The 22,934-nt window shown below is 53.5% G+C and carries 17 protein-coding genes; 8 read left to right on the top strand and 9 right to left on the bottom strand.

The window, feature by feature from the left end:
* Positions 1-172 precede the first annotated feature (172 nt).
* From ACN06F_RS14170 to ACN06F_RS14155, 4 genes are read left to right on the top strand one after another with little or no spacing between them, the layout of a single operon-like run.
* A complete protein-coding gene (locus ACN06F_RS14170; protein ID WP_433924137.1) occupies positions 173-751 on the top strand; it encodes a molybdopterin-dependent oxidoreductase in 579 nt (192 codons plus the stop codon).
* Positions 741-2,993: an ATP-binding protein gene (locus ACN06F_RS14165; protein WP_433924136.1), complete on the top strand. Its 2,253-nt coding sequence runs from the start codon at positions 741-743 to the stop codon at positions 2,991-2,993. The genes ACN06F_RS14170 and ACN06F_RS14165 overlap by 11 nt, the downstream gene beginning before the upstream one ends.
* The gene (nosP, locus tag ACN06F_RS14160) at positions 2,947-4,134 is read left to right on the top strand and encodes a nitric oxide-sensing protein NosP (protein WP_433924135.1); all 1,188 of its coding nucleotides are present in this window, start codon (positions 2,947-2,949) and stop codon (positions 4,132-4,134) included. Before ACN06F_RS14165 ends, nosP begins: the two co-directional genes overlap by 47 nt.
* Positions 4,106-5,518 carry a hybrid sensor histidine kinase/response regulator gene (locus tag ACN06F_RS14155; protein ID WP_271910743.1) on the top strand — a complete coding sequence of 471 codons (1,413 nt, stop codon included), beginning with the start codon at positions 4,106-4,108 and terminating at the stop codon, positions 5,516-5,518. Before nosP ends, ACN06F_RS14155 begins: the two co-directional genes overlap by 29 nt.
* 14 nt (positions 5,519-5,532) lie before the next feature.
* Here the strand turns inward: ACN06F_RS14155 and ACN06F_RS14150 are convergent, their stop codons facing one another.
* Positions 5,533-6,216 (bottom strand): LuxR C-terminal-related transcriptional regulator, encoded by a 684-nt coding sequence (locus ACN06F_RS14150; protein WP_089039695.1) that lies wholly within the window; start codon positions 6,214-6,216, stop codon positions 5,533-5,535.
* A 119-nt stretch (positions 6,217-6,335) separates the two neighbouring features.
* Here ACN06F_RS14150 and exaC point away from each other — a divergent pair, with 119 nt between their 5' ends.
* Positions 6,336-7,856 carry an acetaldehyde dehydrogenase ExaC gene (gene exaC / locus ACN06F_RS14145; protein WP_009721344.1) on the top strand — a complete coding sequence of 507 codons (1,521 nt, stop codon included), beginning with the start codon at positions 6,336-6,338 and terminating at the stop codon, positions 7,854-7,856.
* Between the two features lie 121 nt (positions 7,857-7,977).
* On the top strand, positions 7,978-9,006 hold the full coding sequence (gene adhP / locus ACN06F_RS14140) for an alcohol dehydrogenase AdhP (protein ID WP_176472115.1): 1,029 nt from the start codon (positions 7,978-7,980) through the stop codon (positions 9,004-9,006).
* A gap of 47 nt (positions 9,007-9,053) precedes the next feature.
* Here the strand turns inward: adhP and dauA are convergent, their stop codons facing one another.
* From dauA to ACN06F_RS14125, 3 genes are all read right to left on the bottom strand, one after another.
* Positions 9,054-10,805, bottom strand: coding sequence for a C4-dicarboxylic acid transporter DauA (dauA, locus tag ACN06F_RS14135; protein ID WP_433924134.1), 1,752 nt, complete (start codon positions 10,803-10,805; stop codon positions 9,054-9,056).
* A 201-nt stretch (positions 10,806-11,006) separates the two neighbouring features.
* Positions 11,007-13,055 carry a choline BCCT transporter BetT gene (gene betT, locus ACN06F_RS14130; protein ID WP_038477818.1) on the bottom strand — a complete coding sequence of 683 codons (2,049 nt, stop codon included), beginning with the start codon at positions 13,053-13,055 and terminating at the stop codon, positions 11,007-11,009.
* Between the two features lie 204 nt (positions 13,056-13,259).
* Entirely contained in the window at positions 13,260-13,688 is a 429-nt protein-coding gene (locus ACN06F_RS14125) for a hypothetical protein (protein WP_433924133.1), read from the bottom strand.
* Between the two features lie 217 nt (positions 13,689-13,905).
* Here ACN06F_RS14125 and ACN06F_RS14120 point away from each other — a divergent pair, with 217 nt between their 5' ends.
* The gene (locus tag ACN06F_RS14120) at positions 13,906-14,838 is read left to right on the top strand and encodes an alpha/beta hydrolase fold domain-containing protein (RefSeq protein ID WP_433924132.1); all 933 of its coding nucleotides are present in this window, start codon (positions 13,906-13,908) and stop codon (positions 14,836-14,838) included.
* Between the two features lie 6 nt (positions 14,839-14,844).
* Here the strand turns inward: ACN06F_RS14120 and ACN06F_RS14115 are convergent, their stop codons facing one another.
* From ACN06F_RS14115 to ACN06F_RS14100, 4 genes are read right to left on the bottom strand one after another with little or no spacing between them, the layout of a single operon-like run.
* The gene (locus tag ACN06F_RS14115; protein ID WP_038477812.1) at positions 14,845-15,564 is read right to left on the bottom strand and encodes a response regulator; all 720 of its coding nucleotides are present in this window, start codon (positions 15,562-15,564) and stop codon (positions 14,845-14,847) included.
* A gap of 16 nt (positions 15,565-15,580) precedes the next feature.
* The gene (locus ACN06F_RS14110; protein ID WP_038477808.1) at positions 15,581-17,005 is read right to left on the bottom strand and encodes an ATP-binding protein; all 1,425 of its coding nucleotides are present in this window, start codon (positions 17,003-17,005) and stop codon (positions 15,581-15,583) included.
* Positions 17,005-20,103, bottom strand: coding sequence for an efflux RND transporter permease subunit (locus ACN06F_RS14105; RefSeq protein ID WP_433924131.1), 3,099 nt, complete (start codon positions 20,101-20,103; stop codon positions 17,005-17,007). Before ACN06F_RS14105 ends, ACN06F_RS14110 begins: the two co-directional genes overlap by 1 nt.
* Positions 20,100-21,302: an efflux RND transporter periplasmic adaptor subunit gene (locus tag ACN06F_RS14100; protein ID WP_433924130.1), complete on the bottom strand. Its 1,203-nt coding sequence runs from the start codon at positions 21,300-21,302 to the stop codon at positions 20,100-20,102. The genes ACN06F_RS14105 and ACN06F_RS14100 overlap by 4 nt, the downstream gene beginning before the upstream one ends.
* Positions 21,303-21,520: 218 nt before the next feature.
* On the opposite strand from ACN06F_RS14100, the gene ACN06F_RS14095 reads away from it, so the two are divergent.
* Complete coding sequence (locus tag ACN06F_RS14095; protein ID WP_038477800.1) at positions 21,521-22,129, top strand: TetR/AcrR family transcriptional regulator; 609 nt, start codon at positions 21,521-21,523, stop codon at positions 22,127-22,129.
* Here ACN06F_RS14095 and ACN06F_RS14090 read toward each other — a convergent pair.
* Positions 22,126-22,929, bottom strand: a complete 804-nt coding sequence (locus ACN06F_RS14090) for a helix-turn-helix domain-containing protein (RefSeq protein ID WP_038477797.1) — start codon at positions 22,927-22,929, stop codon at positions 22,126-22,128. The two genes, ACN06F_RS14095 and ACN06F_RS14090, sit on opposite strands and share 4 nt — an antisense overlap.
* Between the last annotated feature and the right edge of the window lie 5 nt (positions 22,930-22,934).

Genomic DNA, 22,934 nt, shown 5'->3' with positions numbered 1-22,934 from the left:
CACTGAAATATGGGCCTCAAACTAGCTGTTAAATAAAAACATACTTAACCTGACTATGTAAAAGAGATAGCGTAACCTTTGCGCTATCTCTTTTTTATCCAGAGTCCTGCCTGTCTTGATAGTTGACAGAAGCGGTTCTATTTTCAAGACATTGTGTCGTGAGGTAAGCGTTGTGAAAGCGTTTTTACTGGGGTGGATTATGCTGGCGCTCAGTATTCCCGTGACGAGCCATGCGCGGACAGATGCCTCCCTTGATATGCCCGAAGGGCCTGTTATTCTCACAATCAGCGGTGACATCACGCATTTCAACGCAACCCAGGGCGCGCGCTTTGATCGTGATATGTTACAAGCTTTGCCACAGCACTCCTTTGAAACGGGCACGCCGTGGACCGAAGGTAGTAGTACTTATAGCGGACCGCTGATGCGTACATTGTTAGAGCATGTCGGGTTGCCTGGTTCTGGAAATAGTTCTGGAAATAGTTCTGGAAATAGTTCTGGAAATAGTTCTGGAAATAGCTCTGGAAATAGCGTTTATGTCTCTGCATTAAACGGGTTCGAAGCAGAAATTCCGATCAGTGACTTTTATGAGTACGATGTGATCCTAGCATTAGAGCGGAACGGGCAAAGCATTCCTATCCGTGAGTATGGCCCTTTGTGGGTGCTCTATCCTTTCAGCCAAGATGAGGCTCTTTTGAGTGAAAAAATGCGTTTTAGAGCTGTTTGGCAAGTTATGCAGATAAATGTCCGTTAGCCGATCTCTTTCTCGGGCTCCCCGCCTGCTGCGTTATCCGCGTCGCCTTAAAGTGGTTGCTATGATTACCGTCCTGCTGTTCGCGGCAGCTTTGGTAGTGGCAGCGTTAGCGGCTTGGCGTCAGGATAATTTGACACAAAGTTTGAGAGAAGATACGGCTTGGGTTGTTTATAAGCTTGATCGCGATGCGATTCAGCTATTCAACCACTTGCTTGCGGCCACCCGTGGCCCGATTTCACCTTCCGATCAGGACGATCTGAACCTGCACTTCGAACTGCTCTATAGTCGAATAACGCTGTTACAAGAGGGCGAGGTGAGCCTGCTGCTAGACAACATCAGTATGGCAAAAGCGTTATTAGTTCAAATTCAGCAGCAGCTAGATACGCTAGATCCCATGTTTGAACCTCATGCATCTTTGCCTCAGCTGCCGATTGCTGAGCTAGAGGAAGAGCTGTTGGTGCTAACTCGACTGACAGAGCGATTTGTTATCGCTATTAATGGTTATCTAGCGAAGTCTGCTACTGAAGAGCGCGCGCTATTAAATATTTTATATAATCTTTTAATGTCGTTATTGGTGGGAATGAGTTTCGCTGTATTGCTGGTAATTGTGTTTCTGGTGCGTGAAATGCGAGAAAGCGCCTCCGCTCGTCGTGAGCAAGAGCAACTTAGCCATCAACTAGAAATCACTGCCACGCAGGCACAGGCCGCGAATCACGCTAAATCTGACTTTTTAGCAATGGTTAGTCATGAAATTCGCACGCCGCTCAACGGCGTTATTGGTATGAGTGAGTTGCTGCGTGAACCATCTAGCCTTGCGCAAGTAGAAGACTATGCTCGTACGATTCATGACAGCGCTAATCAGTTGTTAGCGATGATCAATGAAATTCTTGATTTTTCAAAGATTGAAGCAGGGCACCTAACGCTTGAAACTTCGCCCACCGCCCTTAAACCATTAGTCGACAGCGTTATATCGCTTTTTGAGCCTCGCGCTAAGGAAAAAGGCCTGCAGTTAGCGTTAGATGTTGATCCTTTAGTACCGGCATGGGTAATGATCGATGCCAGCCGATTGCGCCAGATTTTGCTTAACCTCATCACAAACGCTATTAAATTTACTGACCATGGTAGAGTCAATATACGTATTTATTCCACGGTAAAGAGCCTGTTATTTGAAGTTTGTGATACCGGTTGTGGCTTAAATGAGGAGCAACAGGCGTCACTGTTTGAGCCATTTCAACAAGCGGATGAGTCTGTTGCGCGCAGATTCGGTGGTACTGGACTAGGTTTGGCGATTTGTAAACGCTTAAGCGAAGCCATGCAAGGACGATTAGGGGTTCGTAGCACTCCTGGGCAGGGCAGCACATTTTGGTGCGAATTGCCCCTGGTAGAAGCCAGCCCCGTCACCGCTCCATTGCCGCCCGAACCAACGCAGGATTTTACAGGCACCTCCCTACTACTTGTGGAAGACAATGCCGTCAATCGTAAAGTTGCCACTGGGCTGCTGTCGCGCCTTGGATGTGATGTCGTCTGTGCTGAAAATGGCCAAGATGCACTGGACATGGTGCAGGCTCAGCAGGTGCACCTTATCTTTATGGATATCCAGCTACCGGATATTGACGGCATCACCGTGACCAAAAGGCTTCGATCTCAAGGCGGTTGGCTGGCTAACGTGCCGATTGTGGCCATGACGGCTGGCGGCGTGGAAGATGTTCGTCAGCGCTGTCTAGCAGCAGGAATGAACGATTACATTACCAAACCACTATCACTACTTTCCCTTAGCAATGTGCTGTCACTGCAGCTATTTACGGCTTCGCGCCCAGATTCCTTGTCGGCGTTGCCTTTAGATCAGGAGCAGCAAGAGTTACAGCCACTCCTTAACCATGCAACACTAGAGTCCCTGGTTATGTCACTGGGAGCTGAAAGTGTCGATCAGCTCATCATGCTTTATTACCAGCAAGTGAGTGATTACTCTGCGCAGTTGGCTGCTTACCTAAGGAACGCGGAATTTCTGACAACGGAGCAAGCCAAGCAAGTGGCGCGCTTAGCACATCAGCTGCGCGGCGAATCGCTCGGTGTGGGGGCAGAGCGTTTGGCCGCTGAGGCTAAACGGCTCGAAATAATCGCTAGTAACAGCGCGTCTTCACCGCAAGATTTTACTGAAACCATGAATCTGTTGAGGCAAACCGCTTCGCGAACTCATGCAGCGTTGGAGAAATGGCGCCGTGACGATAGCACCGAAGAATAGCGGTATTCAGATCGCTGCCAGCAACCAGCTAAATCCCTTTCAAGCCGCCGGTGAACTGGCTCAGCAGCTAGGCCATGAGCACTTAGGTTTTGTGCTGTTTTTTTGCAGTGCAGAGTATCCGTTAGAGGAACTAGCAGCTGCCCTTGGCGGTGCGTTTGATAAGGTGCCGATGAGTGGTTGCACGACGGCGGGCGAGATTACACCGCTAGGCTATGACCGAGGCTCTGTGGTTGCGATAGGTTTTGATAGTCGCGTGTTTGCAATCGAAACCGCACTGGTAGACGACCTTGAACACTTTGACCTTAGCCGCGCACAACCGCTCGTCGACACTTTGCTGGAGCGTTGCCGACAGCAGGCGGTTGCACCCGTGAACGAGCATAGCTTTGCCCTCACGTTACTAGATGGTTTGTCCAGCCGTGAAGAACAGGTGTTAGCAACCTTAGATGCTGCTCTTGGACGTATTCCCAGCTTTGGCGGCTCGGCCGGTGATGATAATCACCTTACCCATACCCATGTTTATGCGAATGGGCATTTTCATACCCGCGCGGCCGTGGTGGTAATGCTTAACACGCGGCTCCCGTTTGAGGTGTTTTCTACCCACCATCTTGAGCCGCTTGCCCATAAATTGGTGGTAACAGAGGCTGACCGGGAGCAGCGCCGAGTGCTAGAACTCAACGGATTACCTGCTGCTGACGTGTATGCAGCGTTAGTCGGCTGTTCTGTTGATGCGCTATCGCCATCCATTTTTGCCCAGCACCCGCTGGCAGTTTATATCGGCGGCCAACACTATATTCGTTCAATACAACGCGTGAATGAAGATGCTAGCCTAACGTTTTACTGTGCGGTAGAAACGGGCATTGTGCTCACCGCGATGCGGCCTGCGCCGTTACTCTTAGATCTAGAGGTGATGCTACAGCGCGTGCAACAACGCCTGGGTGCAACACCTTCGATTATAGGCTGTGATTGTTTCTTAAGGCGTATGGCGCTTGAGTCCTTGCAGCAGTTGGATCAGGCGTCAGCGCTGCTTCGTCAGGCACGAGTGGTGGGGTTTAATACCTACGGCGAACATCATCATGGCATGCACGTAAACCAAACCTTTACGGGGGTGGCTTTTGGCGCTCTTCCAACTAGCGGCGGATAGTGATACTGCGGCGGATAATGCCACGCTGCGCGAGGAAAACCGCCGTTTGCGTAAGGTTTGCCAGGCGCTGATGGAGCGTGTGGAGTCCGGAGCAAGCCCCAACAGCGCTCCCTATGCAGCGTTTGAGCGCTCGGTGCTGCTGGCAGAGCAAGTACGCGAACGCACCGACGCACTTCACCGCACATTAGATGAACTTAGCCAAGTGAATGCACGACTGCTGGCGGCGAATGCCGAAGCGGAGGCGGCCAATCTTTCCAAAACGAAATTTTTAGCGGCGGTCAGTCATGACCTGCTTCAGCCGTTAAACGCCGCACGGTTATTCGCCAGTGCCTTAGAAACGCATGCGCTCCCCGAGGCCTCCCAGGCTTTAGTAGGGCACATAGGGCGTTCGTTAAAAGATGTCGAAGGGCTTTTAGGTACATTGGTGGATATTTCCCGCCTGGATGCCGGCGTGCTCCATGCGGATAAAGCACCGTTTGCGGTAAGTACGCTGTTAGATGCCTTGGCCGAAGAGTATCGGCAAGTGGCCGCCGTACGTGGGCTGACGCTTAACTATGTGCCGTCGAGTGTGGTGGTCGAATCTGATCTAGCGCTGCTGGCGCGTGTCGTGCGCAACTTCCTCAGCAATGCTGTGCGCTATACCGAACATGGTCACTTACTGCTTGGCTGTCGACGACGCGCCAACGGTCTTGAAATTATGGTGGGCGATACTGGGCCGGGTATACCAGAGCCACAGCGTAAGGCGATTTTTCTAGAATTTCGCCGCGCCAACCAGTCCCAAAGTGGCCACAGCCGAGGGCTTGGATTGGGACTGGCAATCGTAGATCGTATCAGCACTATGTTAGAGCACCCGGTGTCGCTTACTTCACAGCTTGGGCGTGGCTCGCTTTTTTCTGTGCTGGTCCCTTTTTCTGTGCCAGCACCTAATGCAGCCCCAAGCGCGGGCGCATCGCCCGTTGCGTATGCGCCAAAAGCGTTGCCTGGATCTGATCGTTGGCAGCACGATCCGCTACAAGGCTGTGTCATATGGGTGATTGATGATGATCCCGCGATTATAGAAGGGATGCAGGCGTTGCTGGGCAGTTGGGGGTGTCGGGTGAGGGCAGCCGCTACGGTGAGTGCGCTGGAAGCAGCGAGTGACGGTGAGCGCCCGGCTGTGCTGTTGGTGGATTATCACCTGGGGGATCACCGCGAAAATGGGATCGATCTGGCGGCAAGATTGCGTCGACGCTACCCAGGGTTGGCCACCGTAGTCATCACTGCCAACCATGAGGCAGCCTTGAAGCGGGCCACCCGGGAAGCAGGTATGCACTGTTTGTTAAAGCCGCTTAAGCCTCTTCGTTTAAAGATGCTACTGGGAACGCTCTTAGAGAATTCCACTTAACGGGAAGTCGGCAGTTAGGTGGAAGAGGTTCGTTTGGCAAGATAAGCGCCTAGCTCCTCTTCACCTGCGATGACGATGGCATGCACTCTACTTGTTGCACCTAGCTTGCGTAAAATAGCCGAGACATGCGTTTTAACGGTAGTTTCAGCGATGAACAGTTCTCGTGCGATCTGTTTGTTGGACATCCCCTGAGCCATGCAACCCAATACATCTAACTGCTTGTCGGTTAAGCGTATTAGCCGTTCGCGGGATACCTCCGACGAAGGCGTCAACGCTGATGACTCCATGCGTGGGGGCGGCTGGCGCATAATATCTGCAGGCAGATAAAGTTGCCCCTGAAGAATTTGGTTGAGTGCTGCTAACAGCTGCTCTCGGGGAGTTGATTTCGGAATATAGCCTACGGCACCTTGGGTAATGGCATCTAACACCAACTGGCGCTCCTGATGTGCCGAAACAATAGCGACGGGGAGCCATGGGAATCTTTCTCGAAGTATTGTCAGACCCTCTAGTCCATCGGCATCGGGCAGGCTTAAATCGAGCAACAGCAGATCAAGCTCATCGTGGGTGCCTATCGTGTGAATAGCCGCCGCCAAACTGTCCGACTCCAGCAGTTGAGTATCTGTTAAACCAGCGCTAATCACCGCGTGTAGTGCTTCGCGAAACAGCGGATGGTCATCTGCCACTAGCAACGAGTACATGGCGTCTCCTACCAAGGGATGAGGGTGCGTCCTGCCATCGGGCTATATCGTAAATGGCGTGTGTAGCTAACACTGGGTAGGCACCTTATTTAATAATCATAATACTCAGGAGCTTTACCATGATCTACGCCAACCCGGGTGATGCTGGTTCCGTTGTGTCCTTTGAAAAACGCTTTGGCAACTATATCGGCGGTGAGTTTGTTCCCCCGGTCAACGGCCAGTACTTTGATAATATCAGTCCTGTTAACGGCCAAGTATTCTGCGAAATTCCCCGCTCTAGCGCTGAAGACATTGAGAAAGCGCTAGATGCAGCTCACAAAGCAGCGCCTGCCTGGGGTAAAACCTCCGTTCAAGAGCGCAGTAACATCCTACTTAAGATTGCCGACCGCCTCGAGCAAAACCTTGAAATGCTGGCTGTCGCAGAAACGTGGGATAACGGAAAAGCGGTTCGTGAAACCCTGAATGCGGATATTCCGCTTGCTGTTGACCACTTCCGTTACTTTGCTGGCTGCCTGCGCTCACAAGAAGGTACGGCTGCGGATATCGATGCTAACACTGTTGCCTACCACTTCCATGAGCCGCTGGGCGTTGTTGGTCAAATTATTCCCTGGAACTTCCCGATTCTAATGGCTGCTTGGAAACTTGGCCCTGCCCTTGCCGCAGGTAACTGCGTCATACTGAAGCCAGCTGAGCAAACTCCTGCCTCGATATTGAAAGTTATGGAGGTTATTGGCGACCTGCTGCCACCCGGCGTGCTAAACGTCGTTAATGGATTTGGCGCAGAGGCAGGCCAAGCACTCGCCACCAGCAAGCGTATTGCCAAAATTGCCTTTACCGGTTCGACGCCGGTTGGCTCGCATATTCTTAAATGTGCCGCAGAAAATATTATCCCCTCGACAGTGGAGCTGGGTGGTAAATCGCCCAATATCTATTTCGCTGACATCATGAACGCCGAGCCGACGTTTATTGATAAAGCCGTCGAAGGCTTAGTGCTGGCCTTCTTCAACCAAGGCGAAGTATGTACCTGTCCTTCTCGTGCGTTGATTCAAGAGAGCATGTACGACGAGTTTATGGCCAAGGTGGTTGAGCGGACTAAAACAATCAAGCGTGGTAACCCGCTGGATACCGACGTGCAAGTAGGTGCTCAGGCGTCACAAGAGCAGTTCGATAAAATTATGTCGTACATGGACATCGCGCGCGACGAAGGCGCCGAGTTCCTTGCTGGCGGTGATAAAGAGAGCCTGGATGACAGCATCAATGGCGGCTACTACATCCAGCCGACACTGCTCAAAGGCAACAACAAGATGCGCGTTTTCCAGGAAGAGATTTTTGGACCTGTGGTCGCTGTTACCACCTTCAAAGATGAAGAAGAAGCGCTCGCTATTGCCAACGATACCGAGTTCGGCCTGGGTGCCGGCGTATGGAGCCGTGACATCAACGTCGCCTTCCGTATGGGGCGTGGCATTCAAGCAGGTCGTGTATGGACCAACTGCTATCACCAGTACCCTGCCCATGCTGCGTTTGGCGGTTATAAGAAATCAGGCGTAGGTCGCGAAACCCATAAAGTGGCGCTTGAGCACTATCAGCAAACTAAGAACCTGCTAGTGAGTTACGATATTAACCCGCTAGGTTTCTTCTAATACACTATTCTGCAGTGATACCGCCCGGCCATTGCCGGGCGTTTTGCTACTCCTCTGACGCTTACTGTAACGATAAGAGCAACCACAAGTTGCCACATCGACAACCATCAGGAGTTGCATTATGGATAACACAATGCGGGCGGCAGTCGTACGCGAATTCGGCCAGCCACTAGCGATAGAAGAAGTAAACGTGCCTCGTCCCAAGCGGGGAGAGGTGCTGATGAAGGTGGCGGCCTCTGGCGTTTGCCACACCGATTTACACGCAGCACACGGCGATTGGCCGGTAAAACCCTCGCCACCGTTTATTCCAGGGCACGAAGGCGTTGGGCATATCGTGGCGGTGGGTGACGGCGTTACCCATGTCAAAGAGGGCGATCGTATTGGCGTGCCCTGGCTGTACTCAGCCTGTGGTTACTGTGAACACTGTTTAGGCGGCTGGGAAACCCTGTGTGAATCCCAGCAAAATACCGGTTATTCGGTCAACGGTGGGTTTGCCGACTATACCTTGGCGGATGCGGGCTATGTAGGGCGTCTGCCGGACGCCGTTGATTTCATTGAAATAGCCCCGGTTCTGTGTGCGGGAGTGACGGTTTATAAAGGCTTGAAAATGACCGATACCCGCCCCGGCCAGTGGGTGGTTATTTCAGGCGTCGGCGGCCTGGGGCACATGGCGGTGCAGTACGCGAAAGCGATGGGGCTGAACGTCGCGGCTGTTGATATTGACGACGGTAAATTAGCCCTAGCCGAACGGCTAGGTGCCACTGTAACGGTTAACGCGATGAAAACCGACCCGGCGGCGTATCTGAAGAAAACCATTGGTGGTGCCCATGGGGCACTGGTCACAGCGGTATCGCCGAAGGCGTTTGATCAAGCGCAAAACATGCTGCGCCGTGGTGGCACTCTGGTGCTCAATGGCTTGCCTCCGGGTGACTTCCCACTGCCGATCTTCAGCACGGTGCTTAACGGTATTACCATTCGTGGCTCTATCGTGGGGACGCGCAGTGACCTTCAAGAAGCGCTGGATTTCGCCGCCGAAGGCAAAGTCAAAGCGACCGTGGCGACCGACACGCTAGACAATATCAACGACGTCTTCCAACGTATGATCGACGGCAAGATAGAAGGCCGTATTGTGCTGGATATGGCGAGCTGAGCGAGCAAGTGGGGGAGACGATAGCTCCCCCTTTTATTCCCTGCCGTCTATTCAATACCCACTGAATCTTTCTTTTCCAACCAGCGTTGTGCCATACGCTCGGCATGGGCAAGATTGCTCACGACCGCTAATTTGCCCACTTCACGCTTAATGCCCGCGCGTTTAATTTTGAGTGCCAGGCGCGGCTGCAGCCCAACAAACATCACTCCTACGCCTTGTTCGCTAAGCTCACGGCGCAACGTATCTAACGCCACCATGGCCGTGGTATCCAGACTGGGAACTGCGCGCATATCCAGAACGATAATTCGCACGCTGTGATCAATTACTCGTAGCGTGGCAATCGCCTTTTCTGCGGCGCCGAAAAATAGTGGGCCGTGAATTTTGTAAAGGGCGACTTCCGGTGGGAAGTGCGCGTCTTTATCGGGTGTGTCTAAGCGTTGAGTGTGGGTCAACTGTGCCATGCGGCGAATAAACAAGGCGGCGGCCAAGCCAATACCGACAGCCACCGCAATCACCATATCGAAAAGTACCGTTAGCCCAAAGCAGATCACCAGCACCCACACATCGCTAGCGGGGGCACTTTTCAGTGTATGCACAAAGTGTCGTGCCTCGCTCATATTCCAGGCGATGATAAATAGTAGCGCAGCCAGGGCCGCCATAGGCACATGTCCCAGAACGCCTGCCAGCGCGACTACCGCGAGTAGCACCACCAGCGAATGAACTACTGCGGCGAGAGGTGAGAAGGCGCCGCTTTTGATGTTGGTCGCCGTGCGGGCAAGCGCTGCTGTGGCAGTAATGCCGCCAAAGAAGGGCACGATTAAGTTGCCCAGCCCCTGACCAATCAGTTCAGCATTAGGATCATGTCGAGTGCGGGTTAGGCCATCTGCCACGACGGCGCAGAGCAGTGATTCAATGGCCGCCAGTAACGCGATGGCTAGCGCTGGGCCAAGCAGCGCTTGAATTAGCGCGAAGTTAATCTCAAGCGGTGCGCCGTCAGCGCCAGGAAAGTGCCAGGGTGCAGCAACGCTAGGTGCAAAGGGTGGAATGCCGCTACCGCTTTCACCTTGGAACTCCCAGCTAAACCGTGAGGCGATCGTGTCGACTTTAACGCCACTCATTACTAGTAGTGCGGCAGCCAGGGTACCTACCGCCAAGCCAACTAGTGGCGCAGGTATCGGGGTATTCAATCTGGGCCAGATTAACAGCGTTGCCAAGGTAACAACTCCCACGCTGATTTCTGCGGGGGAAAGAGTGGGTAGCGCTTGGCCAATCAGTACTAGGTTATGCAGGGTACTATCGCCTAGCTCTACTCCGGCCAAGCCAAGAAAGTCAGGTAGTTGTAGGAGCGCAATGACTACCCCGATGCCCGCCGTAAAGCCGAGGATAACCGGGTAGGGCACGTACTGAATCAGACTGCCTAACCGAGAAAGCCCCAGTGCGACCAAAATAGCACCCGCCATCAGTGTGGCGATCAGCAGTCCGCCCAGGCCATGGTTGGCGACAATAGGAAATAGAATTACCACAAAAGCGGCGGTGGGGCCGGAAATGTTAAAACGCGAGCCACCCGTCAAAGCGATCACTGCGCCCGCGACAATCGCAGTATAAAGCCCGTGTTGGGGCGGCACGCCAGTGGCAATCGCCAACGCCATAGAAAGTGGGACGGCTACCACACCAATCGTTAGCCCCGCCATGACATCACGTTTCAATTTGGCAAGCGTGTATCCTTCGCGCCAAGCGCTAAGTAGTGCACTGCCCGGCACTGGAAAGGCGTATCCCGAAGGTCGGTGAGCGCGGGCCATCAGGCAAGTCTCCTAATAAAGTTGAAAAACAAGCAAGTGGGAAAACAAGCAAGTGGGAAAACAAAGTTTTACGTTACGCCTGCCCAGTGATTCTCACAATATGGCGTTAGTTGTGAGGGGCATCATCAGGGCGTTTTTCGGGCATAAAAAAATCCCAGCACGTAGGCTGGGATTTCTCTTTTCACTTAAAGACTTACGCCATTACATCTGGGAATCTTCGGGCGGTTCGCCGATGGTGCCTGGCATTGCTTGCACATGGCCCATCTGTTGACCTGCCAGAGTAAGGAAGTGTAGATGGCGTTCGTACTCTGCCACGAGATCACCAATCACTTGACCACGGGTATAGCCGTTCAAATCTTTATCTTGACCGCCTTCAGCTAAGTACACGTCCAAGCGGACATAGAAGTCATCATCCGCAGGTATAAAGCTGGGTGTACGCATACGGTGCGGACATACTTGATAGACAAAGCTAGTGGCATCGCCCAGGTCAACCTGCAGCGTCAGATTGGGAAGCGACTCGCCATCAAGATGCTCTTCGGTAACGTTGGCGGTTTGGCCTCGGCTTTCAAGTTCTTGGGCAAATTGCGTCATCGCTGGGCGAATAGAGTGCTGAATGGTTGCCGCGGCACCCGCACGGTTAGAGGTATCCAGCGCACGATCCAAACGCTCGCGCCAGTCGCCGCCGGGTGCGCCACCGGCAATCATGCGACGTGCGTCGGCTTTGCTGCCTTCCAGTTTTAGGGCTTTATACATTCCCACCATGACGGCGAAAATCACCAACGAGAAAGGCAGGGCGGTAATCACCACGGCACTTTGCAGAGCGTTTAAGCCGCCAGCCATTAACAGGGCGATGGTGATCAAGCCAATCACTGCCGACCAGAAAATACGCAGACGGATCGGCGCATCATGGTTAACGTCACTCAAAATAGAAGTGAAGTTGGCCAGTACCAGCGCACCTGAGTCCGCAGAGGTAATAAAGAACACAATGCCTAGCACTGTTACTATGGCTGCAGTAAGACCTGCGTAAGGATAGTACTCAAGCAGTGTATAAAGCGTGGTTTGCGGAGTGTTGAGTGCCTGCTCACCCAGCTCGACCACACCTTGGTTGGCCACCAGCTCAATGCCGCTGTTACCGAACACCGACATCCAGACCATCATAAAGGCCAGCGGAATAAACAACGCTCCAGCAACAAATTCGCGGATGGTACGGCCACGTGAAATACGTGCCAAGAAAAGGCCGACAAACGGTGTCCAGGCAATCCACCAGCCCCAGAAGAAGATCGTCCACCACATTTTCCACTCTTGGGCGCCTTCATCGGCAAACGCGTAGGTGTCAAAGCTGGCACCCACAAACCCAGAAAGGTAGTCACCGGCGTTATTGACCACTTTATCTAGTAGGACCAGGGTATCGCCTGAAAAGAGTACAAATAGCATCAGGGCTAGCGCGAGTAGCATGTTGAACTCAGAAAGACGGCGAATGCCTTTCTCGACGCCAGTCACCACAGAAATGGTTGCCAACACCACGACCAGGACGATCAAAATCACTTGGACGGTGAGGGTTTCAGGCACGCCGAACATATAGGTAAGGCCGTAATTGAGCTGCATCACCCCAATACCCAGGCTAGTGGCGATACCGAATACAGTGGAGACAACAGCGGTAATGTCTACGGCGTTACCGATTGGCCCGTGGATACGCTTGCCTAAAATTGGATAGAGAGCGCTACGGATCGCCAGTGGCAAGCGATGGCGGTAACTAAAGTAGGCCAGCGCCATACCCATCAACACGTACAGCCCCCAGCCGGAAAGCCCCCAGTGCAGATAGGTTTGAACGACGGCCTGACGCATGGCCTCTTGGCTTTCAGGCGCTAGATCAGGTGGTGCCAGATAGTGGGCGACCGGTTCAGCAACGCTGAAAAACAGCAAGTCAATACCGATACCTGCAGCAAACAGCATGGCTGACCACGATAGCAACGAAAACTCAGGCCGAGAGTGATCTGGGCCAAGGCGAATGCTGCCAAAGCGCGACATGCCAATAATCACCACAAATACCAGATAAGCCACAATCGCCAGCATGTAGTACCAGCCGAATGTTTTACTTACCCAGGCAAGCCCAGCATCGAAGAAAGCACCGGCCTGTTCGGTAAACAGCATGGTAAGAATCAAGAAAAGGAGAATTCCCGCCACACTCCCGTGGAAAACCACGGGATTGAGGCGGTCGCGTGAGGGGAGGTTGGGGTTGTCTTTCGCCATGGAGGCGGACTCCTGTTGTTAAGACAAGAATTAAAAACAGCGTTATTTTTGAATGAACGTTCAAATAAAATACGCGGTTTATGTGCTCACTTCAAGTCGACGGGAAGCTTTCAGACCCGCGGATAAAGCGCTTTTCAGGAGTATAGAAACAAAAATGCCCGGCTAGGCCGGGCGTTAGAGCAGGGTTTGACGTTTAATAAACGCTTACTCTGCCGCACTTTCCCCTGCAGGTTCGCTGTGGTGTCCACGACGCTCATGATCGCGCTTGCCATGAGCTCCTTCACCCTGGCGACGCTCGCCATGTCTCTCAGCATGCATCTCGCGCATGGCATCGCGCAGAGTTTGTTGCTCTTCTTCGGTTAGGATCTCGGCCACCTGTGCTTGGTGCTCTTCGCGCAGCGACAGCATGGCATCACGGTGTTCAGCGTGTGCTTCGTTTAAGGCAGTTTGCTGCTCTTCGCTTAAACCGGCGCGTTGATAAGCTTCTTGGCGGTACTCTTCCATGCGTTCCTGCATTGCTTCGCGGTCAATACCTGCACTGTTGTGGTGACCGGCATTGGCACTGACGGCTAAAGGCATAAGTGCAACGGCAAGTAGTGCAGGAGCAAATAATTGACGTAATGTCATGTTCATAATAGACCTCGAAACGTTTTAAAAAGTGGCAGTTTATCGATGTCAGTATCTAGGAGCTTGGTGTAAAACGTTTGCACAAAGTGTGCAACAACCGTGACCTTATTTTAGCTTACACGGTCACAATCACTTGGGTGGGGGCTCACTGGATTTAAGAACTGGATTTAAGAAGACCTGTGATTAAAAACTGTATTGAGGGGGGAGTATTGAGGAATTTTACATGCTGGATTTACTTATTATGCGTCGATACCTGGGCGTAAGCGCGCTGACTCTCTTGATGAGTGGCTGCGGTGCAACGCATCAAGCCAGCCAGGGCCTACCTGCCATTGAGCAGGGGATGCTGAACACTCCGCAGACCTTTACTCGACTACCTTCCAAACGTTATACACCTGATGATTGGGCACAAACATTGAGCGCCCAGGTGCTATTGCCGAATGCGTCAGACGCAGAGCGTCGACCAGCTGCACTCATTGTGCATGGCGGTGGCTGGCGCAACCGTGGACCTGACGACATGGAGGCGATTGCTGAGCAGTTAGCAGAGCAGGGATATGTGACAGTGAATATTGAGCACCGCTTTGCTCCCGAGTACCGATTCCCTGAACAGCTACATGATTTACAACAGGCGATGAGCTGGATTCACAGTAACGCTGAGCGTTGGCAAGTGGATACTGACCGCATCGTGGGCGTTGGCTTTTCTTCTGGCGCACATTTGATAAGCCTGCTTGCCTTGGCTGGCGATGAAGGCCCGCTTGGCGACCCCTATGGTGGCGAGCACACAAAGCTAGCAGCGGTGTTGGTCGGCGGTCTACCCAGTGATCTGCTGAAGTTTGATGACGGCCGCTTGGTGGTCGACTTTATTGGCGGCACCCGCGCCGAAAAACCAGAGGCCTATGTGCTGGCTTCACCTGCGCGGCAAATCACCCCTCAGGCACCACCGTTTTTTCTGTTTCATGGCAGTTGGGATCAGCTAGTGCCCGTTGATCACGCTACTGACTTCTATCAAGCACTCCAGGCTCAGGGCACTGAAAGCGAGCTTTACTTACAGCGTGGCTACGGTCATTTTGCCAGCTTTCTGCTGCGTGGTAGCGCCATTGACGCGGGAATCGCCTTTTTAAATCGCCAAGTTCAGCCACCGATTGTAGAGAGCAAATAGACGGGGTTATCCCTCAGGCTGATATTTATATCCAACCCCGTAAACGGAGCGAATAATCTCTAGCTCGGGGAGTGCTTCATGGATTTTTTTGCGTAGCTTCTTAATGTGGCTGTCCACGGTACGCTCCGAGACAATGCGATTATCCCTGTACATGTGATCCATTAGCTGCTCGCGACTGAAGATACGTCCCGGGGACTGCATCATGACGCGCAATAGTTGGAACTCTACGGCAGTGAGGCCAAGGTCGTGCCCATTGGCAAGCGCCTGCCAGCCCTCTTCATCGAGTGTCACTGGTGCTTGTGGGGTGGTGTCGGAGGCGTCATCGACTTGCGCCGCGGCTTGGCTGCGGCGTAATACGGCTTTTACGCGGGCAACCACTTCGCGGGGGCTAAAGGGTTTGCAAACATAGTCGTCTGCACCTAGCTCCAAGCCCAGTAAACGATCAACTTCCTCGACTTTCGCGGTCACCATAATAATGGGTAAGTTAGGCCAGTGTTGACGGATTTCTCGACACAGCGCTAGTCCATCTTTACCAGGGAGCATGACATCTAGCAGTACTAATGCAGGAACGTGCTGGGTTAGCCAGGGCATAACGTCGTTGCCGTTGGCAATTATTGTCGGAGCAAAATTATTGTTTTCCAGGTAGTCCGCCATTAAGCGGGCAATTTTAGGCTCGTCTTCAACAATGAGCAGTGAGGCGTCTTGGGATGAATTATTCTCAGACATAGTCAGCTCGCTTAGATTAAGAGGCAATAAATAGCGGAAAGCGCAGCGTCCATTTCAGGCCGCCTAGCTCAGAAACGCCAGGTGAGAGTGTTCCGCCATGGGCATTGACTAACGCGCTAGCAATAGAGAGCCCCAGCCCGCTGCCGCCACTTGCGCGGTTACGTGAGCCTTCCACGCGGTATAGGCGTTCAGTTAAGCGTGAAAGCTCGTTTTCAGGCACGCCTGGGGAACTGTCTTCCCAAGTAATCACAGCATGGTTAGTCTCGCAGGTTAATGAAACCCGTAGCTCTCCTGGTGGTTGTGTATAGGCGCAGCTGTTATCCAGCAGGTTATTCCAGAGCTGGCGTAGGCGTTGGGCATCCCCTTGTATCATGATGCCGGGGGTAAGCTGGCTTGACAGTGTCAGGCCGCTCTCTTCTAGCCAGCGGTCGGCATCGGATAAACGGCCTTTCAAGCTTTCGCTAAGGTTCATTGGCGCTAGCTGAATATCTAATGCGCCTGCATCACTTTGCGAAAGCAGCCTCAAGTCAGTGACTAACCGTTCCAGTTGAGACACTTCTTGAGCCAGTGAGCTAAGATTTTCCTGGTTTAGCGGACGAATCCCATCCTGCATCGCTTCGATTTCACCACGCAGGACTGCCAACGGGGTACGTAGTTCGTGCGCTGTGTCTGATACCCATCGTGCTCTGGCGTCACGGCTAGCTTCTAAGGTGGCCGCCAATACGTTGAAATCGCGTGCCAAACTGGAAAGTTCATCTCGGCCGCGTTCTGGTAACCGAGTGTGATAATCACCTTCGGTTAAGCGCAATGTTGCGCCCGCCAATGCTCGGGTGCGTCGGCCTAGCCACCAGGAAAGCCCTCCTGCCAGTAACAGCGATGCTAACCCAAGAGAAACAACAATAAGCACCAAATTGCGCTGCTGGCGCTCTAGGAAGCGACTTTCCATGCGCTCCATCATATCTTGCGGAGGACGAAACCCCAGTTCTCCAATCGCTTCATTGTTGCCGCTTGAGGTCACGTCGCTATACAGGGTGAGCCACCGCCAACCGTTTGAGCCGCGTGCGCTCTCAACAGGCGGGACGACGAAGCGGCCATCGCTATTGCGTAAAGCGAAGTCCTGAGCTTCGCCGAGAGGAGAAGGGCGATCACGGTGTGCCTGGCCAAGCTCAAAGCGCACAATATAGGGCCAGCGCTCTGGCGATTGCTCCAACCACTCCCAACTGCCTTGGGTTTCCCAGCGAGTAATTAGCCCATCCGCCAGCAGCGTAGCGCGTCGCTCTTGGGCTTGATTGAGATATTCTAAAAAGCCGCGATCGATGCTGTAAGTTACTGCTAAAAAAACGCTCGCTGCAATGGCTACGTTGACGCTTAAAATCGCCACAAAAAGCTTTAGACCCAGCCGAGAAGGGCGCCACTGGCGCAGCGAAGCGAACAGTTTCATTAGCTGGCTCCCTCATGGCTTGGTTGGGGTGGTTTGTTGAGTCGTTCGCGCAGGTTTTCTAAACCCAAATAGAGGCAGGGCACTACCAGCAACAAAATAACCGTGGCGAATAGCATGCCAAACCCTAGTGAAATAGCCATGGGTATCATAAAGCGCGCTTGGCGAGAGGTTTCTAGAATCATTGGTGCCAAGCCTAAAAACGTGGTGAGTGTGGTCATCATAATCGGCCGCAGGCGGCGGGTCGCCGCGGCGACAATCGCTTCGCGGGCATCCATGCCCTCGCGACGCTTACGGTTAGCATAATCAATCAGAACCAGGGCATCGTTAATTACCACGCCCGAAAGTGCCAGCATACCAAGTAGGCTGATAATCGATAGTCCGAACCCCATTAGCATATGGCCTGCAACGGCCCCGACAATACCAAACGGAATAGCGGCCAGTACCAGCAGTGGCTGAAAGTAACTCCGGAAAGGAATGGCCAATAATGCATATAGCGCGGCCAGCATTAGCCACATGGCGTTGCGAAGTGTGGCTAAATTGTCGGCGGTATCTTGCTGTCGACCGCCCATGCTCACTTCAAGCCCTGCCCAGGTATTGCTAAGCGTGGGGAAAACATCCTCTTGTAGCGTGGCGAGCACCTGGTTAATTGCTTGGTCGCCTTCCGAGTCTGCGGTCACTGTAATGATTCGCCGGCCATCGATACGCTGAAGACTGCTAGAAGCTTGGCTTAACGTAATATCTGCAACGCGTGACAGCGGAACGCTTAGGCCGTCGGGGGTCCGGATCGGCAGCCGATAAAGCTCATTGAGGCTATCGCGATCTTGTTCTGGCAGGCGTACCTCAACGCTGACTTCTCGGCGGCCAATAAATTGTTCTATGGCTGTGGCACCCTGTAGCGGGCCGCGTAGCGCCTGGGCTAGGTCGCTGCCTGTTAGCCCTAACGCGCGCCCTTCAGCAGATAGGCGCATTTCAAGCTGCGGTTTGCCGTCTCCCAGTCCGCTGTCGATATCGGTTAACCCATATTCAGCCAGTTGTTCAGCCAACTGCGCAGCGGCCGCTTCTAACACTTGGGTGTTTGGGTGGGATAAACGCAGGCTTAGCGCTGCACCACTACCGGGGCCGCCGAAGTCTGACTCAAAGCGCACTGATTGCGCGCCGACTAAGTCGCCTGTTAAGTCGCGCCACTCCTGGGCAATTCGAGATGGAGGCCAGGCATCTAAACTTTCTCTGGCGATATCCAGGCGCACTTGCAGGTTCTCACCATCCAGGCTGCTGCGGGTACTGCTAAAGCTGAGGGTTGCCTCGCGTTCGCTAAGTTCCTCGGCGGCATTGAGTAATTGTTGGCTTAGTCCGCGGCTAACGCTAATGTTGCTGCCAATCGGCAGGGTAACGCTGGCTTGAACTTGGTCCGATTCCACTCTGGGCATAAGTGAAAAGCCAAGCCTACCGCTCATTGCCCAGGCAAGCGTGACACATAGCAAGGCGACGCCTAGGGATACAGTCAGCAGGCGTTGAGTAAGCGCGCGCTGTAAAAACGGTTCAAACTGCTGGTAAGTAAAGTGATGCAAGCCCTTTTGCATGCGTAGACGAACAGCTTCTATAGGGCGTTGCCATACGGGTGTCTGGCGGGGTTTGCTGGCGTGGGCGAGGTGGGCGGGTAGTATAAACAGAGCTTCCACCAGAGAAATAATAAAGACCGTGGTAACGACCACTGGCACGGTAGCAAAAATAAGCCCTAAAAAGCCGGGTAAAAACAGTAGTGGCAGGAACGCAACAATATTAGACAGAATCGCAAAGGTAAGCGGTGTGGCGATTTCTTGAGCACCTTTCACCGCGGCATCGCGCAGTGAGTAGCCCTGTTCCCGGTAGCTGTAAATATTCTCACCGACCAGAATAGCATCATCCACGACGATGCCAAGGGCAATAATAAAGGCGAACATCGACATCATATTGAGTGAGACGCCAACCCATGGCAGAAACAGCATTGCACCCAAAAATGCTGTCGGGATGCCTAGCGTTACCCAGAAGGCCAATCGTGCCTCAAGAAACAGTGCCATCAGAATTAGCACCAGTGCCAAGCCCATCCAGGCGTTTTTTAGCAGCAGGTTCAGACGGTCTTCATAGATTTCTGAGCTATCTCTGGAAACATCCAGGCGTATCCCGTTGGGCAGGTTGTCGCGCAGCCGCTCCAGCTCAACGTAAACGGCTTGGGAGATACTCGTCGGCGTTTGATCGCCAATCTGATAGATATCCACCGATAAGCCCTGCTCGCCGTTGTAGAACTCCTCGCGATCGGTTTCAGCAAACCCTTCTCTTACGCGAGCAATATCGCCCAGTAAAATGGGGGAACCTTGGGCAGTGGTGAGAATAGGGAGCGCGGCAAACTCGTCCGCACTGTTGCGGCGTCCCTGATAGCGAATCAACCACTCACCTTCGGCGGTAGTGAGCTGGCCACTGGCGAGATCGAGCGCTTCTTCGGCAATTCGGCTGGCAAGTTGTTGATGGTCTAACCCAAAGCGCTCAATGGCTTCTTCATCCAAAAGCACCTGGATTTCACGTTCCCGATTGCCGGAGAGCTCTGCACGGGAGATACCGCTACTGGCCTGTAATTCTGCGCGCACATCCTCGGCGGCGTCATGCAGTGCGGCTAAGCCCACGGAGCCATACACCTGCAAGCTCACCACGCTGCGAGAGCGGCCAGCCAGGGTAAAGCGCGGTGGATCCGCTGCGTTAGGCAAGGTCGTGATAGCATTCACAGCCTGCTGGATATCCTGATAGGCCCGCATTACATCAACGCCGTCGATCAGCGTGGCGCTGACCACGCCGCTACCTTCACCAGCGCTGGCGGTTAATTCATCGATGCCTTCCACATCAGCAATGGCAGCTTCAACCGGTAGCAGCAAACTTTGCTCAACATCTTCCGGTGTGGCACCGGGATAGCCGATGCTAACTTGGATGATTTCCGTTTCAAATTCCGGGAAAACCTCTTTCTTGATGGCCAAGGATGCCATTAAACCGCCGACGATAAACAGCACCATCATCAGGTTAGGGGCAACGCCATGGTCGACCATCCAGGCGAGTGGGCCACGGCGAATCATGGGCTTTCCTCATCACTGGCTGGCGTGTCGCCTCGCTGGCGAATGCGGACTTGTTGGCCTTCACGAGGCTGAGCCAAGCCGGCAATAACCACCCGCTGTCCGGGGACTAAACCGCTGCGTACCAGCGCCGTTTCCTGCCCGCGGTAGGCCAGGGTGACATGGGTGCTGCGTAGGCGATCTTCATCATCTACCCACCACACCTGCTCGCCGGGACGCAATGCGGCAGAAGGCAAGGCGATAAGCGGCTCCTGGGTTGTGCTATGAAAGGCAACACGCAGCACATCGCCAAGGCGCAGTGCGGGACCATCTTGCTCTAGCGACAGCGGGTCATTCACGGCGATCAAAAGCTGCGCCTGTAAGCCGTTCTCTTCCAGGTTTGGCAGAATAGAAATTAAGTTACCTTCTCTGCTTGTTCCTTCCGGCCAGCCTTGGCTGGTAAGCGTGACGCGGCTGCCCGGCGTTAGCCAACCCAAAATATCCCCCGGCAACGAAGCGCGAACCCAAAACTGTTCGACGCCGACCAAGCTGAGTACTTCAGTACCCTGGCTTAACAGGGTTCCTGCGCCAACCAAGCGGTCTTGCACCATGGCTCGCCAAGGGGCAGCTAACGTGGCACGCTCAAGATTAAGCGCTGCTTGGTCTCGCACCACGCGTGCTTGCGTTAATTGCGCTTGAGCTTGGCGTAGCTGTGGTTCACGGAGCACCAATGCACGGCGCTCAGCACTGAGTTGGCGGCCAAAAGATTCATACTCACTTCGGGCGCGCTGTTGCTCCGCTTGTTCTAGCGCTAGCTGCGCCTGCGCGTTGGCCAACTGCGCTTCGGCATCTTCGAGAATCAGACGTAAATCGGCCTGATCGATATAAGCAACCGGCGCTCCTTGTTCGACGACCTGACCTGGAAGAACGCCTTCGCCAAAGCGCTCTAGCTGACCAGCCACTCGACTGGCTAACATCGTGGATTTCTCAGCTTCTACTCGACCAAAACCGTTAAGCATCGGCGCTTGCAGGCGCTCTTCAGCCGTCATGATATCCACTAAGGGTGGCGCGGCGGGCGGTGGCGGGCGGCGTTCAACGCGAGGCGGCTGGCTGATAATCCACCAAGCCAAGGTTAAGCCGCCAACGAAAACCAGTAGTGCTGCCAAGGCTCCGAAACCGATACGGCCTTGTTGAGAAGGTGCGTGAAAGTGAGAGGAGGTCATTACCGCGCGGCATCCGTTGGCTGAGGGCGAAAATTCCAGAGAAAATGGCGTATCATGCTAGCATCACCGATACGCAAGCAATGATTAGGTAAACAATGTGCAAATAGCGTGCAACCCGTTAAGCATCGCTGCAGCGTGCGGTTTAACCGCTGACGGGCCTCACAATACCTGTCATTATTATTTTGCAAAGCACTAAATTCACTGGTTAATGTGACGTCATGAAAAACACCGCCACTCGCGATAAGTTAATTGAAACCGGTGCCGAGCTGATTGCCCAGCAGGGCTACAATGCGACGGGTATTAATGCCGTCTTAAAAACCTGTGGTGTGCCTAAAGGATCGTTTTACCACTACTTTTCCAGCAAAGAAGATTTTGGACTGGCGGTGATCGAGCGCTTTGCCAGTCAGTATGATGAACGCTTGGCAACACTGTTTGAAGACGCTTCGTTGCCGCCGTTAGAGCGCATACGGCGTTACTTCGCCACTGGGCGTGAGCATATGTTGGACTGCGACCACACCACTGGCTGCTTGATTGGTAACCTGGGTCAGGAGCTTTCGGGGCAGAGTGACACCTTCCGTGATGCACTTAACTTGGTGTTCCAGCGCTGGGAGAAGCGTTTAGCCGTCTGCCTGAAAGAAGCGCAAAATCAGAATGATATCGATAAGGCAATTGTTCCAGAAGCCCTGGCTAGTTTTATATTGTCGGGCTGGGAAGGCGCTATATTGCGCGCTAAAACGCTTAAGTCAGTCGCTCCTATGGAGCACTTTGAGTCGATTTTATTTGCCCATGTGCTGGCGCCATCAGTGTCCTGCGAAGCAAGCCGCTAGTGACGTGCGCGAAAATGGCGCTCTCCGCTAGCCACATCATTGCACACGGCTGCCAGCAGCGAATCATCTAGCGACGGGTCGTCCAGTGACAGCAGGCCGCACTGAGCCAACGCAGACCGCAAACTTATCTGTTCATCTAAGCGCTGGTAGACCACTCTCACACAACAGGGCATACGCTCACTGTTATCAGCCACCCCCATTTTCAATCCGGTTAAGCGTGTGACTTGGCTTTGGTAGCTGGGAAACAGAATAGTTTGGGTGATTTCATGGCCATTGAGGGTCTCGTGGTCAACCAAAAATAGTCGGTCTGCAAGTTTAACGGCAGTTCCTACGTACCGGTTATGACAGGGCCGCTTTCCCAGAGCGACTTGCATACGCTCGGTGCGCTGGTACACCACACCTCCTTCTCTGGCTTCTAGGCACACCAACGTGCGCATCAAATGCCCAGGGCGCGACATTGAGTGGTAAAGCTCGAAGTAGCGACCTAGATAACGCTCCATACCTTCGCTACCCCGCTGAATCAACGCATTAGGCCAGGGTAGTGTGTTCGGTGAGCTATCTGCGTTGAGCTGGCCGGTTTGCACCAGCGCACGGAAGTCGTGGTGAGGCAGCGCAATATCTTCTGGCGTTACCCCAAAAAAGTGGCAAATACGCTGCAGCGCGGCGTGGCTTGGGTAATAGCGACCGCTGAGGTAGCGGTTGAATTGAGCACGGTTAATGGATAAGCGGCGGCAAACGTCCGCAATAGACGGGTAGTAGCTGCATAGCAGGCGTAAGTTGGCCACAAAATCATCATGCATGGGGG

Source organism: Vreelandella sp. 21 (assembly GCF_050995515.1).
In the GTDB taxonomy this organism is placed as follows: Bacteria; Pseudomonadota; Gammaproteobacteria; order Pseudomonadales; family Halomonadaceae; genus Vreelandella; species Vreelandella alkaliphila.
This window is presented reverse-complemented; position numbering and strand designations above follow the sequence as displayed.